Here is a 13488-nt window from a genome sequence, read left to right on the forward strand (position 1 = left end):
TCCCATCCAGAGGTTCCAGCCATGATCACGGTCGACTTCCCGGGCAGCAACAAACTCATCCAGGCCATCGACGCCTCGGTGGCCCAGGCAAGCACTCCGGCGATTACCGACGCCCTGCGCAATGCGCTGTGTCGACTGATCCGTTCCGAAGAAGTGAAACTGCCCCAGTGCGTGTTCGAAATGGCGGGTGACCACTACGCCCGTCGTGAGCTCTACCGCAGCGACGAGCACGGCTACAGTGTGATCGCCATGACCTGGGGGCCCGGCCAGGGCACCCTCATCCACGACCACAGCGGCATGTGGTGCGTCGAAGGCGTCTGGGCCGGCTCGCTGGAGATCGTCCAGTACGAGCTGGGCGAGCACGAAGCCGAGCGTTACCACTTCCGTCCGGTCGGTTCGATCCAGGCCGGCCCCGGCTCCGCCGGCAGTCTGATTCCGCCGCACGAGTACCACACCATTCGCAATCCGAGCGAAGACGCGGTGGCGGTCAGCCTGCACATCTATTCCGGTCGCATGACCCAGTGCGCCGTGTTCAAGCCGGAAGGCGACGACTGGTACCAGCGCACCGAGCGCCAGCTGGGTCTCGACCGGGTGCACTGATTCACGCATAATGCGTGGCCCCATGCCGAAATGGCGGAACCGGTAGACGCGGCGGACTCAAAATCCGTTTGTAGTGATACAGTGAGGGTTCGAGTCCCTCTTTCGGCACCACATAACAACCCTCGATGGCCGCGTGCAGGCCTTTCGATTGTTCTCAATGAACCCGCCCATCCGGCGGGTTTTTTGTCGTCGCGAACCTGCGTCAGGAACCGCTCCGACATCAGGCAGCCCAAGGGCTAGCGCCTTCCGCGGGCGGACGCCTACAGATACGCGCATTCTTGGGGCGTACGATGCCGACTCAACTCGCTACGGCAACCGGACGACCCTATGCAACTGCCCGACGATCCAGCCTTTCCCCCAGGCCGCAGGCTCAACGGCAGCGCACGTATCCACGCGCGCGTCGCAGCGCTCGAGACCGACATGAAGTTCGTACGCAGAGACCTGAGCGAAGTACGCGTCGATGTGCGCAACATTCGCGAACGTGTCGGTTCGGTCGAGGCCAAGCTGGGTATTCTGTCCGAGAGGACGGATGCCTCCACAGCCAGCCTGACTCAAAGGATGGACAGCATGTCCGCGAACTTCACCGAACGCATGGACAGCATGTCCGCAAACTTCACCGAACGCATGGACAGCATGGCCGCGAACGTCGCGGAGCGCATGGACACGATGTCCGCGAACTTCACCGATCGCATGGACACGATGTCCGCGAACTTCACCGATCGCATGGACACCCTGACCGTGGGTATCTCGGAGAAACTGGACCGCTTCCCCACCAAGCTCCAGCTCAGCGCATGGGCCTGCGCCGGGTTGGTCGCGCTCCTGGGCGTCGCCGCTTCGATAATCGCCGTACTTCTCCGCCTCGCCGGTCATAACGACGCCGCAGCCTTAGTCGACTCGGTCGGCGACTAAGGCCCTGCCCACATCGGCGCGCTAGTCCTTGTCTCGGCTCCTCGTCACCGCGGTTCGGGCTCAAGACATGAAGCCACCATCCACCGTGAAACTCGCGCCCGTGGTGAAGCGTGCTTCGGGGCCGGCAAGGTGAGCGACCAGGGCCGCAACTTCTTCCGCCCTGCCCATGCGGCCCAGGGGAATCAGCGGAAGCACCAGTTCCTCGACGTAGGCAGGATTCATATCCGTGGCGATCGGCCCGGGCTGCACGTTGTTGACGGTGATCCCGCGAGGGCCAAGATCACGCGCGAATCCGCGCGTCATCGACTTGATCGCGCCCTTTGAGGCGCTATAGATGGCCGTGCCCGGGAAGCCGCTGCGGTCGGCGACGATGCTGCCCACCGTGATGACGCTACCACCCTCCCCCATGTGCTTCGCGGCCGCCCGTGTTCCCGCATAAACGGCACGAACGTTGATGGCGAAGACCCGGTCGAACTCTTCCACCGGCAGGTCGTCGACAGGCCCGTGGGTAATGACACCGGCGTTATTGACGAGGATGTCGAGACGTCCGTGCGCCGCTGCCGCAACATCGATGGCTTGAGCCAGGCCTTCGGCGTCGGCGCTGTCCGCCCTCACGGCTTCGGCATGGCCGCCTGCGAGTCTGATGTCGTCCACGAGAGCATCAGCCGCGCCACCTGCCGCCACGTACGTGAACGTCACCGTCGCACCCTGCAGCGCAAGACCACGCACGATGGCGGCGCCGATACCGCGGGAGCCACCGGTAACAAAGGCGGTCTTTCCTTCCAAGGGTCGCACGTGCATTGAATTCTCCTATTATGGATTGATTAGTCAATTAATGGGCAAAAAAAACAGGCTGCACACCCAGTCAACGGGCCGGATGTCATCGCCCTGCTCCGAGTATACGTTGTTCTTGACTGATCATTCCACAATTACTTCGCTATGGCGCAAGCGCCCGCAGGGCGATCCGGACCACGCCCTCCAGATCCGCCCGGGAAGCCCCACCACGAGCCGCGATCTTCAATCCTGAAAGGGTGGCCAGCAGGAATCTCGCCGCCGCCGCCGCGTCGAGATCCGCGGCCAACTCGCCCCGTTCGATGCCGTCGCGCAGGCGACTCTCGAACGCCAGCAGGGTCCGATGTCCTACGCCATCGGTGACGGCGCGCACGGCCGGCTCGGATATGCCGAATTCCGCGATGGCATGAATGCCCAGGCAAGCCGGGCTGGCGCCGGTTGTCGCGTCGTCCACGAAACCCAGCAAGGCTCGCTCGATACCCAGCGGCACGGCGTCGCTGGCGAACATGGCGGACAGCGTGACCCCGGTGCTCTCCTCCGAATAGCGCTGTAACGCTTCCAGGTACAAGCTTCGCTTATCGCCAAAGGTGTCGTAGAGGCTCTGCCGACCAATCTTCATCGCTTCCAGCAACATCGGCGTCGTCGTCCCCTCGAACCCATGCGAGGCGAAGGTTTCGATGGCACGCTGCAGCGCGGTATCGCGGTCGAATTCACGTGGACGTGCCATGGATCATCACTTCTGGATCGAAAAGTCCACAAAAGCGTAGCACCGAATCATGGCCGTCGACGGGGCGCAACGGCTAAACTCACGACCATGGGCGGCCCTGGAGACATACTGCAAACGGATATCGATGAGTCGGTCGCGGCCATTGCGCGTCTGTCCGTCGTGCCTCGCATCCTCGATGCCGTCGTCCGCGCGACGGGTATGCGCTTCGCCGCCGTCGCCCGGGTCACCGAAAACCGCTGGACGGCCTGCGCGGTGCGCGACGAGCTAGGCTTCGGGCTACAGCCCGGCGAGGACCTCGTGCTCGAGACCACGATCTGCAACGACATCCGTTCGCACCGTCAACCGGTCGTGTTCGGAAACGCCAGTGCGCACGCGATCTATTCACAGCATCACACGCCGCAGCACTACGGCCTCCAATCGTATGCGTCGGTACCGATCTACACGGTCGGCGGCGAGTTCTTCGGCACGCTGTGCGCTATCGATTCGCGCCCCCTCGCCGTCGACGAGGAAAAGCTGGCCACGGAGATGACTCTCTACGGAGAGCTCATCGCATCGCACATGGCCCTCGAAGGTCGGCTTGCACATGCCGAGCGCGCCCTGCGCAGCTCCATGGACGAAGGCGTGCTGCGTGAACAGTTCCTCGCGGTAGTCGGCCACGACCTGCGCAGCCCCTTGCAGGCTGCTGGCATGGCGGCCGAGTCGCTGGCCGACATGGACCTGCCACCGCGAGCGGGGCGGCTCGCGAAAGTCATCACGGCCAGTGCCAGGCGCATGGCCGACCTGATCGACGACATCATGGATTTCGCCCGGGCGCGTCTTGCCTCGGGCATCCCGGTCGCCCAGTTGGACCAGGGCGATCTCGGCGCGCTGGTCGCCCGCGTCGTGACCGAGGTCGCCGCGGCGCATCCCGCTGCCACGATCGTCAGCGAAGTGGACATGCCGGGGAACTTGCGGTTCGATCCGGTGCGCCTGCAGCAACTGCTCGCCAACCTGCTCAACAACGCGATCGCCCACGGCGACACACGCCGCGCGATTCGTGTCGACGGACGCGCCGAAGACGACGCCATCGTCCTTGCCGTAACCAATTTCGGCACCCCGATCGACCCTGCCACGCAGGGCATGCTGTTCCAGCCGTTCTACCGCCCGGAAAGTGCGACGCCGAGGCCAGGTCTCGGCCTGGGCCTGTATATCGCATCGGAAATCGCACGGGCACACGGCGGCACGCTCACGGTGTGCTCGAGCGCCGCCGAAGGCACCTGCTTCACGCTTCGCCTCCCGCTCATCGGTGCCTGAGTTCGGCGGATCGCCCGCGCCCGCCGTCAGTGGGTGGTGGTTTCGAACTCGGCGTAGGGTTCGCCGCTCTCCACGAGACTGGCCAGCGGCAGGCGCTCGGCGACACCCATGAGACGGGCACGCAGCACGCTGACATCGCGCAGCTTCTCCGACGCCGCGAACGAGTACTGGTCGGTCATCTCGAAAGCCGCGACCACGTTGCCCTCTTCGCTACGCATGATCCAGGGCCGTCGTGCCGTGATCAATCCGGCGCGCTGCATCGCTTCGTAGATCTCCAGCAGGATCGAAACGACCAGATCCGTGCGACCGGGGAACGGGCGGTAGCCAACGATGATAGAGGTAGACACGCGTGGACCCTCATGGCGTCGGGGCGTTGAAACCGAATTTGTAACCAGTAACGGTTCGGCGTCAAGCGTTACATGGAGCGGTTTCGGCAAACCTGCGAGGCAACGTCAGAGTTCGCGGACCACGCGAAAGCCGACACGTGCGCTGCGCAGGTCCGCGTCGGCTCCCTGGCGATAGGCGGACCGGACCATGTCCGGCGCGCTACCCCAAGAACCGCCCCTGATCACGCGCCGGGAACAACCCGGGTTGACCCAGGCTTCGCCTGTGCGCGGGGCGCGGATGTAGTTGTCGTGCCAGCAGTCGCCGACCCACTCGGACACGTTGCCACCCATGTCGTAGAGACCGAATGGATTTGCCGTGAAGCTCATCACCGGTGCCGGCCCCCAGTAGCCGTCCTTGTAACCGGCAAAGGCATTGCTCCAACGGCGGCCCGATCCGGACCGGTCGTTGCCGCCGGTCAGGTTTTCCACACGCGCGGTGGGATTGTCGTCTCCCCACCAGTAGCGCGTGGTGCTGCCGGCACGCAAGGCGTATTCGAATTCGGCCTCGCTGGCCAGCCGGTACTTCTTGCCGGTGCGCTGCGACAGCCAGTCCGCATACGCCTTGGCATCGTTCCACGACACATTGATGACGGGCAGGCGCTCCTGTCCCGGCTTGCCCGCGTAGTCGTCCTGCCAGGTGGCCGAGGCCTCGTCCCGTAGGCCACCGCTCTGCTCGTCGTAGACACTCCCGCCACCGAGCGACTGCGATTGCGGCACGTAACCGCTGGAGCGCACGAAGTCGCGGAACTGGCCGATCGTCACCGAGCTGCGCCCTATGCCGACGCCCTTCTCGATCTGGACCTCGTGCGCCGGCGCCTCGTTGGTATCGTGCCCGCGTTCGCCATCCGGCGAACCCATCATGAAGTGCCCGGTCGGCAGGACGACAAGGGCGGGAGCCTGTCCGGTCGAGTCGACGAAGCGGTCGGCGAAGACCTGGCCGGGTTTATAGCTCGCGTAAAGACGCGCATTGGTCACGCGCTCGTTGAAGTCGTCGATGCCCGCGAGATCGGGGCTGATCTGCTGCGCCTTGGTCGCCAGTTGCTGGGCCAGTTCGAGGTTGCCTGCGTCCAGCGCCGAACGGGCCTGCGCGAGCATCGCCGAGCCGCTCTGCCGGCGCATGCCTTCGATGCGACCGCGCGTGTCCTGCAGGGCTTGCGATTCGGGCAGGATCGTCGCGGCCTCGGCCAGGGCGGCATCCGCCGCGGTGAAGTCGTTCTGGGCCACGGCGGCAAGCGCCTTGTCGAGCACCGCGCGCTGGACCTGGATGATGCCCTGCTCCGCCACGGCGTTGTCCGGATCGAGCTGAAGCACTTCGCGATAGGTATCCAACGCGCTGTCGCCGCGCGGCTGTTCGGCCTTGCCTTGCTGCAACTGGCTGGCTGCCTTGCCCAGCATCGGCCGTACCTTGTCCAGCACCGCGAGCTTCTCCTGCAACGGAGCGACCTGGGTGGTGTTCCCCGGCAAGGCCTTGAGTGCCGTGAGGCCATCGCGTGCGGCGTCGGCATCGCCCAGGGCGATGTCCTGCTCGATCTCCGCGGCGAGCCGCGCGCGAACCTCATCCATGCCACCGAGTGCGCGCTGGCTGTCGGCCTTCTGCTTGAGCACCGCCAGGAACATCGCCGCGGCGCTGTCCTTGCCACCCACCAGGCGATCCGCCTGCAGGGCCTTGTCGGCGCGGTCGAGCAAGGCGGTCAGCTCCGGCGAATCGGGGGTCTTCTGTGCCGGCAGATCGACCTCGTTGGTTTTCTCGCGGCGGCGCGCGGCTATCACCGAAGCGGGGGCGAGCATGATCGGGGGTCCGGCATCGATTTCCGACACGATGGCCCCCGGTGCGGCCTGCGGGCGCTGATCGAAACCCATCGTCGTCGGCTGCCCCCGCATCGGCGAGCGTGGCGTGTTCTGGCCCGGTTGGACGTGCAGCAGCTGCGGAAAGAAGTGATAGAACAAGGCAAAACCGAGCACGGCCACACCCAAGGCGCCGCCAATGGCGCGCTGTCGGCGGACGGTTTCGGTGTTCGGCATGGTGGGCTGTTCCGTGCGGGCCTGCTATCGTGCGCTGCCACCTTAGAGAATCGCGTGCGGCAGGGCAACACGAACGTCGCACGTGCTCCATGCATGCACAAGGAAGCAGGAATGACATCGAGCGACCTCGCTCCCGCCGCACCGTGGATCGACAACCACGACGAACTGGCCACCTGGTTGGCCCCTGTCGGCCCGACGGCCATCGTCGGCCTCGACACCGAGTTCATGCGGCGCAATACCTTCTACCCGCAGCTCGCCTTGCTCCAGCTGGCTCACGACAACCGCTACGCCCTGATCGACCCGGTCGCCTTCCCGCTCGGCGACGTGCTGCAGCCCACCTTCGCCAATCACCCGGTGGTCACGGTGATGCACAGCGCCGGTGAAGACCTCGAGGCCATGTCGCCTTTCCTGCCCGAGGGCCCGCATACCCTGTTCGACACGCAGATCGCCGCGGCTTTCGTCGGCATGGGCCTGGGCATCAGCTACCGTGCGCTCGTCGCGGAGCTGGTCGGCGCCGAGCTGGACAAGGGCGAGACACGTAGCGACTGGCTGCAACGCCCGCTCACCGAATCGCAGAAACTCTACGCCACGCTCGATGTCGTCCATCTGCACCCAGTTCACGCGATCCTCAGCGAACGCCTCGCCGAGCGCGACCGTACTGCCTGGCATGCCGAAGACTGCGCCCGCATGAAACGCCGCGCCAGTGAACGCGAAGGCGATCTGCAGCCGCAGCGCAGTTTCAAGAGCGCCGCGGAATGGGCGCCCGAAAAGCAGGCCCTGCTGCGCCGCGTGCTGCGCTGGCGCGAAACCACCGCGCGCGAACTCGACAAACCCCGCTCCTGGTTGCTCGAGGACGCGCAGGCACTCGACCTCACCAGCAGCCTGCCACGCGATGCCGCCAACCTCGACGAGCGCGTGCGCGGTACGCGCGCATTGCGTGCGCCCCAGCGCAAGGAACTGTTCGATCTGCTCCTGCGTCCCTTGGGCGCCGATGAGATCGAATCCACCGCTCCCGTCGTCGGCCATCCTGTCGGCGACGCCAAGCGCGCGATCAACGAAATGCGCAGCGTGATCGACCAGCTCGCCACCCAGCTCGACCTCCCGCCCGGCCTGCTCTGCTCGCGCCGCTCCATGGAGGAATACGTGATGACAGGCGCGTGGCCCGAAGCCCTCGAAGGCTGGCGTCGTGGCGTCCTGCACGACCGCCTCGCAGGCCTCCTGCCGGACTGAAGATCACACTCCGCGACCCTACGTAAAAAAGAGGTTCTTCGTGGAGGTCCGGGGACGCCGAAGGCATCGGTCCACTCAGCGGCTGATGCCGCGGCAGCGGGCTGGGACGTTGCGGCGCAGAGTCTTCGGTGCCCACCCTCGCTGCTCAGACAGGTCCTCCGCGTTTCGTACCGGAAAGGCCGCTGCGCGGCCCATGTATCTATTTGGCCTACGGCCGCTCCACTTGTGCGGAACTCGCCTCGAGGGTGGGCACCGAAGGCTCTCCCGAACCGTGAGGCTCTCGTGGTCGAGCCAAAGCGCGCCACGGCATCGCCGGCAAGCACGCCGACACAAGCGCGACGAAGGTGTTTGGCAACCGTATACCAGCAACCGCTTCCGCTTCGCCCGGGTGTTCCGGGCGCGGCCGGGGCCGACGACGCATCCCGCACCGGCTCTCCTTGCACTCGACCGTATCGTCGTGAGAGACCTTGGCGTCCACCCTCGAGGCGAGTTCCGCACAAGTGAGCGGCCGTAGGCCATATAAGACACGCCGCGCAGCGGCCTTCCGCACCGAACGCGGAGGACCTGTCTGAGCAGCGAGGGTGGGCGCCAAGGTCTCCCCGCGAAACGCCCAAGTGTACAAAGCGATGGCGAAGCCGAGCCCCGCGAGGCCGAAGGCGAGCGAGGCGCAAGGTGCGAAAGAATGGCCCGCATGCCGAGCGCCCGGCCCCCAGTAATCCACGATGAACACAAAAGAGGCCGGCCCCTCGCGGGACCGACCTCTTCCACAAGCGGCTTCAGTTGAACGAAGCCCCGAACGTCACCATGAACGCGCGCGGCTGCAGCAGACCGTAGGTCGGCGAGCTGGTGTATAGCGAGCCCTGGGTCGTGGCGAGGAACTGTGCCGAGCTGACATACGAGAACGCCTTGCGATCGGTCAGGTTGCTCACGTTGACCTTGATGTATGGCGACTTCAGCGCATCCCAGTCACCGAAGCGATAGCCGCCGGCCAGGTTGAACTGGGTGAAGCCACCGACGCGCTCGGTGTTGAGGTAGTCACCGTAAAGCGAGCTGGTGACGCGCGCCGACAACGTGGCCCAAAGGTGAGCGTTATCGTCGTAGCCGATGCTGACGTTGCCGATGTTGCGGGCGGTATCGGGCATGGTCTTGCCGTTGGCCGGATAGATACCGTCGCCGCCACCATCGATGTTGCCGACGATCTTGGCCTGGGTGTACGTATACGACGCATACGCCGTCCAGTCCTGGCTCAGCTTGTAGCTCGCCTCGGAACTGAAGCCCTGCATGTGCATGCGGTGGATCGACGTGTAATACGTGTACCCCGTCGTCTCGTCGAACGCGCTTTCCTGCTTGTTGTTGTAGTTGCTGCGGTAGACATCGGCGCTGACCGAGAGCGCATCGCCGTAGAAACGCCAGCCAAGATCGGTATTCCACGCCGTTTCCGGCTTGTTCGCAGCTTCCTGGTTGGCCAGCGAATTCAACAGGAGGACCGTGTTCGGCGGCGCGCGGAAGGTCTTGCCGCTGCCGATGTAGAACTGGTTGCGCTCGTCCATCTGGAACTTGACGCCGGCGGTCGGCAATACCTTGTGCCAGTTCTTGTCCACGTCCGTGGTGAACTGCCGCTTGGTCACGGCACCGGCGATCGAACCCGGGTATTCCTGCGCGAAGCCCGTACGGTTCGTCCACAGGTAGCTCACGCCCGCGGTGAAGGTCCAGAAGTCGTTCGGTGTCCAGTTGTCGGTGACGAAGCCCTTCTTGATCTCGGTGTTGGTGTACTCGTTGTACACCTTCTGGCCGAGGCCGCTGCCGGGATAGGTCACGAAGCTGTCGTCGCCCCAGATGGACGCCGGGGTGCCTTCGCCGTTCACCAGGCCGTAGAGGTCCGACTGGCTCTTGCGCGAACGCTCATACCACACACCGTATTCGAGGCTGTTGTCCTGGCCCAGGTCCTGGTTGAACTTGGCGATGATGCCCGGACGATACGTGAGCGCGGCCGAATACGAATAGACCACGCCCTTGTCGTTGGCGGAGACCACACCGTTGTTGTTGACGTCCTGGTTGGCGTAGCCGAAGCGATCCGCGCCCGTCGGGCTCTCGTTCACCGTGGCGCCGGCACCGCCGCCGCCATTGCCGTACCAGAAGTAAGGCACGACGGAGAGGCGCAGGCTGTCGCTGAACTTGAACTCGCCGTCGAGGCTGGCCAGGTAGCTCTTGAACGGGTTGGTGCGAAGGCCGTAGTAGTACGTATTGTTGTTGATCGCGGCGGTCGAGCTACCAGGCATCCAGGTATTGAGATAGTCGTAGTGATAGCCGTTCTGGGCCACCTGCGCCTTGGTCAGCGAGCGGTAGTTGATATTGTTCTCGCGGTTGTACTGCAGCGAGGCGCTGATCGAGTTGTTGTCGTCGATCGTCCACACCGACTTGCCATCGACCTTGGTCACTTCCATGTCGCCCGGACCGCGCCACTTGTCGGCCGTGTTGCGCGAGTACGAGATCCACGAACGCACCGGGCCGGTGTCGCCGGTGTTCAGGCGGATGAAGGTGCGGCGGTAATCGTTGCTGCCCAGGCTCTGGGTGAAGTCCACGCCGGCCTTGTGCGAGGGGTCGATCGTCGCCCAGCCGATATGGCCACCGCTGGCGCCGGAATCGGGCATGTCGATATCCGGGATACCCTGCAACACCGTGATGTCGCCCATGTTCTCGCTGTCGCCGTATTCGGTGGCGTACACCGAATAGCTGCCCGAATCGGTGATCGGGGCGCCATTGAGCGTCATGCCGATATCCGACGAGTCGAAGCCGCGGATCGTGTAGTGGCCATTGGCCAGCCCGGTGACGTCATCCGTCGCGGCATTCACACCCGGGATCGAGCCGATCATCTGGGTGAAGTTCGCGCCTGGCGAAGCCTTGACGATGGCATCGCGCGTGATCGTCGAAACCGCCTTGGCCGCCGTCTGCACCGACATCAGGCCGGAGCCCAGGCTGAGGCTGTCCGCCTGGACCTGCACGCTGCTCATCTGCTGCACGCGACGGGTGTCGTTCGAGGCCGTCGTGTTCGATGTGCTGGAGGCGCTGCGCTGCGCCGGCGCGGTCGTCGTGGTGTCGGACTGGTTTGCCGCGTCCTGTGCCCAGACCGAAGCCGCGGTCATGGAAAAGACGACCGCGATCGCCAAGGAGAGATGGTTTCTTTTCACTGGAGTTTCCTGAGATGCAAGGGTTGAATCGTTGCCCGCACTTCCCCACTCGACGTTATCTTTCGATAATCGAAGGCAAGTGCGATTCCTGCTGTCATTACTGCGTAATACTTGCTGAAACACGCAATTTCACACGTGTTTCGTGGGCATAAAAAAGCCCAGTCGACATTGACCGGGCGAATGTTGCGAAATCAGTTTTTTATTGCGGCCAAACGCACGAAATAATCGATACGCCTTCGCCACCGCAGAAGATTCTCATGCTTATTTTACAGCATATTTACAACGCCGCCATTAGGACGAATTCGGGGCACTATTAATATCGCCCACTCGCCAGTGACTCAGCTCGGCTTGCCGCCTTCATCGTCACCGCCGCTGTAGGCGGCAAGGAATGCGTCGGACGACACGTAGTCAGCGAGTGTCCGTAAAGCGTTCGCGGAGTCGCTGCCGAGCACGTCCTCGACCTGCCGGTTCGCGGCGGCCCAGAGATGGAGCGCCCGATGCAACAGGGTCACGCCCTTGGTGGTCAACGAGGCGCGCTTGGCGCGCCGGTCCTCTTCATCAGGTGACAAGACGATCAGTCCATCCCTGACGAGTGGTCTCAGGGCATGGGTCACCGCGGAGATTTGCAGGCCGAGCTTGGTAGCCAGGTCCTGCAGTGTTGGAGATCGACCCTCATCGGCGACGGAGAGACGCTCGATGTCCGCAAGCATGCCGACCTGGGTGGCTTTCAGGCCCACCGGGGCGAGCGCGTCGTCGTAGAGATTGCCGAGGCGCCGGGCGGCCCGCCGCAGGGCCGTGTTCGTGCAGGCGAGCGCCAGGAAGGCGCTGGCGTCCGCCGCCGCCTTGTCGACCACGGTGGTCGGTGCGTTCGCTTTCTTGGAGGTCTTCGCCATGGCGCAAGAATGGTTGAGCACCGAAGCATTGACAAGTGACCCGTCCGCCCCTATAAAGCTGAGCACTCAACCTTTTGCTTGAGCCCTCAACCTATATCCCCGGAGCAGTCGATCATGTCCTCTTCCAAGAAAACCGCCCTTGTCACCGGTGCCTCCTCTGGCATCGGCGCCGTCTATGCCCAGCGCCTCGCTGCCCGGGGCTACGACCTCGTCCTGGTCGCCCGACGTGCCGACCGCCTCGCTTCGCTGGCCGAAAAACTCACCAAGGCCCATGGCATCGACGTGCGCGTGCTGGCCGCCGATCTCGAGAAGGATGCGGACATTGCCAAGGTCGAAACCATCCTCGGGAGCGATAGCAGCGTGCAAATGCTGGTCAACAATGCAGGCCTGGCACGCTTCCGTCCATTGAAGGACACGTCCGTCGAAGATGCGCACTCGCAGGTGGCCCTGAACATCACCGCCCTCACCCGTCTCACGCAGGCTGTCCTGCCGGGCTTCGTTGCACGCAATGAAGGCACCATCGTTAACGTGGCCTCCGTGCTCGCCGTGCATTCGCTCCCGATCAGCGCCGTCTACAGCGGTACCAAGGCCTATGTACTCGCCTTCACCCGCGGCCTGCAGTCCGAACTCGCCGAGACCGGCATCAAGGTGCAGTTGGTCCTGCCGGCGTCGACCGCCACCGAGATCTGGTCCGAAGAGGTCTCCGGCATCCCACTGTCCGCGCTGCGTCAAGAGTCGATCATGAGTGCCGAAGATATGGTTGACGCGTCGCTCGTCGGCCTGGACAGCGGCGAGACCGTCACCTGGCCTTCGGTCGCCGACGAAGGTTTGTGGACCGCCTACGACAACGCGCGCGCCTCGCTGTTCGCCGCCACCCAGACGGGTACCCCAGCTCCGCGTTATATCAAAGCGTAAGGCCATCGCAGCGGCGGTGACGACCGCCAGCGACGACGTGGCCGGAACACCGGGGGCATCCGCCAGAGCTGGATGGCGGCGTGGCCCCGGCTCTTGGCGAGGCCAAAAACCCCTGCTAACATCACCGGCTCGTGGGGCCTTAGCTCAGCTGGGAGAGCGCGTCGTTCGCAATGACGAGGTCGGGGGTTCGATCCCCCCAGGCTCCACCACTTATCGAACGAACTGAAGCCTCGAAGACCACCGGTCCTCGAGGCTTTTTTTTTGGTTCTTCACGGATTACCGGGGGGCCTGGCGCTCGGCATGCCGGGCCTTCGTTCGCACCTCGCACTTCGCCCAGGGCTCGGCTTCGCCATCGCTTTGTACACTTGGGCGCTTCGCGGGGAGACCTTGGCGCCCTGAAGTGGTCTAATTTTTCTGGACATCCCAAAGGGATTCGCAGCCAGAACGAGGTGAACCATGGGACGCAAAGACATTACGCAGGCTCAGCGGGACGAGGCCGTGCATCTGATCCTGGCCGAAGGCCATTCGATACG

At 64.2% G+C, this 13488-nt stretch carries 11 protein-coding genes and 2 tRNA genes; 7 read left to right on the plus strand and 6 right to left on the minus strand.

The window, feature by feature from the left end:
- The first annotated feature begins 21 nt into the window (after positions 1-21).
- The 3 genes from VM621_RS12175 to VM621_RS12185 all read left to right on the plus strand — a co-directional run bounded on the left by VM621_RS12175 (position 22) and on the right by VM621_RS12185 (position 1509).
- Complete coding sequence (locus tag VM621_RS12175; protein WP_325469230.1) at positions 22-600, plus strand: cysteine dioxygenase family protein; 579 nt, start codon at positions 22-24, stop codon at positions 598-600.
- Positions 601-624: 24 nt separating this feature from the next.
- Positions 625-711, plus strand: a tRNA-Leu gene (locus VM621_RS12180).
- Positions 712-927: 216 nt separating this feature from the next.
- Entirely contained in the window at positions 928-1509 is a 582-nt protein-coding gene (locus VM621_RS12185) for a hypothetical protein (RefSeq protein ID WP_325469231.1), read from the plus strand.
- A 60-nt stretch (positions 1510-1569) separates the two neighbouring features.
- Here the strand turns inward: VM621_RS12185 and VM621_RS12190 are convergent, their stop codons facing one another.
- Both VM621_RS12190 and VM621_RS12195 read right to left on the minus strand, forming a co-directional pair.
- The gene (locus VM621_RS12190; RefSeq protein ID WP_325469232.1) at positions 1570-2310 is read right to left on the minus strand and encodes a 3-oxoacyl-ACP reductase family protein; all 741 of its coding nucleotides are present in this window, start codon (positions 2308-2310) and stop codon (positions 1570-1572) included.
- A gap of 136 nt (positions 2311-2446) precedes the next feature.
- On the minus strand, positions 2447-3028 hold the full coding sequence (locus tag VM621_RS12195; RefSeq protein WP_325469233.1) for a TetR/AcrR family transcriptional regulator: 582 nt from the start codon (positions 3026-3028) through the stop codon (positions 2447-2449).
- A gap of 87 nt (positions 3029-3115) precedes the next feature.
- Between VM621_RS12195 and VM621_RS12200 the strand changes: the two genes are divergently transcribed.
- The gene (locus VM621_RS12200; RefSeq protein WP_325469234.1) at positions 3116-4321 is read left to right on the plus strand and encodes a GAF domain-containing sensor histidine kinase; all 1206 of its coding nucleotides are present in this window, start codon (positions 3116-3118) and stop codon (positions 4319-4321) included.
- A 26-nt stretch (positions 4322-4347) separates the two neighbouring features.
- On the opposite strand, the gene VM621_RS12205 is transcribed toward VM621_RS12200, so the two are convergent.
- Entirely contained in the window at positions 4348-4668 is a 321-nt protein-coding gene (locus VM621_RS12205; RefSeq protein ID WP_325469235.1) for a hypothetical protein, read from the minus strand.
- Positions 4669-4773: 105 nt separating this feature from the next.
- Positions 4774-6729: a formylglycine-generating enzyme family protein gene (locus VM621_RS12210; RefSeq protein ID WP_325469236.1), complete on the minus strand. Its 1956-nt coding sequence runs from the start codon at positions 6727-6729 to the stop codon at positions 4774-4776.
- A gap of 111 nt (positions 6730-6840) precedes the next feature.
- Here VM621_RS12210 and rnd point away from each other — a divergent pair, with 111 nt between their 5' ends.
- Positions 6841-7959 (plus strand): ribonuclease D, encoded by a 1119-nt coding sequence (gene rnd, locus VM621_RS12215; protein WP_325469237.1) that lies wholly within the window; start codon positions 6841-6843, stop codon positions 7957-7959.
- A 776-nt stretch (positions 7960-8735) separates the two neighbouring features.
- Here rnd and VM621_RS12220 read toward each other — a convergent pair.
- Positions 8736-11147 (minus strand): TonB-dependent receptor, encoded by a 2412-nt coding sequence (locus VM621_RS12220; RefSeq protein ID WP_325469238.1) that lies wholly within the window; start codon positions 11145-11147, stop codon positions 8736-8738.
- Between the two features lie 338 nt (positions 11148-11485).
- On the minus strand, positions 11486-12040 hold the full coding sequence (locus VM621_RS12225; protein ID WP_325469239.1) for a MarR family winged helix-turn-helix transcriptional regulator: 555 nt from the start codon (positions 12038-12040) through the stop codon (positions 11486-11488).
- A 114-nt stretch (positions 12041-12154) separates the two neighbouring features.
- Between VM621_RS12225 and VM621_RS12230 the strand changes: the two genes are divergently transcribed.
- Together VM621_RS12230 and VM621_RS12235 are read left to right on the plus strand one after the other, a co-directional pair.
- A complete protein-coding gene (locus VM621_RS12230; protein ID WP_325469240.1) occupies positions 12155-12955 on the plus strand; it encodes an SDR family oxidoreductase in 801 nt (266 codons plus the stop codon).
- A gap of 133 nt (positions 12956-13088) precedes the next feature.
- A tRNA-Ala gene (locus VM621_RS12235) sits at positions 13089-13164 on the plus strand.
- Positions 13165-13488: the final 324 nt, after the last annotated feature.

The sequence above is a fragment of the Luteibacter sp. genome (assembly GCF_035539195.1).
GTDB lineage: Bacteria > Pseudomonadota > Gammaproteobacteria > Xanthomonadales > Rhodanobacteraceae > Luteibacter.

Coding starts and splice junctions, on each gene's coding strand:
- VM621_RS12175 (WP_325469230.1), top strand. CDS start 22: ATGATCACGGTCGACTTCCCGGGCAGCAACAAACTCATCCAGGCCATC.
- VM621_RS12185 (WP_325469231.1), top strand. CDS start 928: ATGCAACTGCCCGACGATCCAGCCTTTCCCCCAGGCCGCAGGCTCAAC.
- VM621_RS12190 (WP_325469232.1), bottom strand. CDS start 2,310: ATGCACGTGCGACCCTTGGAAGGAAAGACCGCCTTTGTTACCGGTGGC.
- VM621_RS12195 (WP_325469233.1), bottom strand. CDS start 3,028: ATGGCACGTCCACGTGAATTCGACCGCGATACCGCGCTGCAGCGTGCC.
- VM621_RS12200 (WP_325469234.1), top strand. CDS start 3,116: ATGGGCGGCCCTGGAGACATACTGCAAACGGATATCGATGAGTCGGTC.
- VM621_RS12210 (WP_325469236.1), bottom strand. CDS start 6,729: ATGCCGAACACCGAAACCGTCCGCCGACAGCGCGCCATTGGCGGCGCC.
- rnd (WP_325469237.1), top strand. CDS start 6,841: ATGACATCGAGCGACCTCGCTCCCGCCGCACCGTGGATCGACAACCAC.
- VM621_RS12225 (WP_325469239.1), bottom strand. CDS start 12,040: ATGGCGAAGACCTCCAAGAAAGCGAACGCACCGACCACCGTGGTCGAC.
- VM621_RS12230 (WP_325469240.1), top strand. CDS start 12,155: ATGTCCTCTTCCAAGAAAACCGCCCTTGTCACCGGTGCCTCCTCTGGC.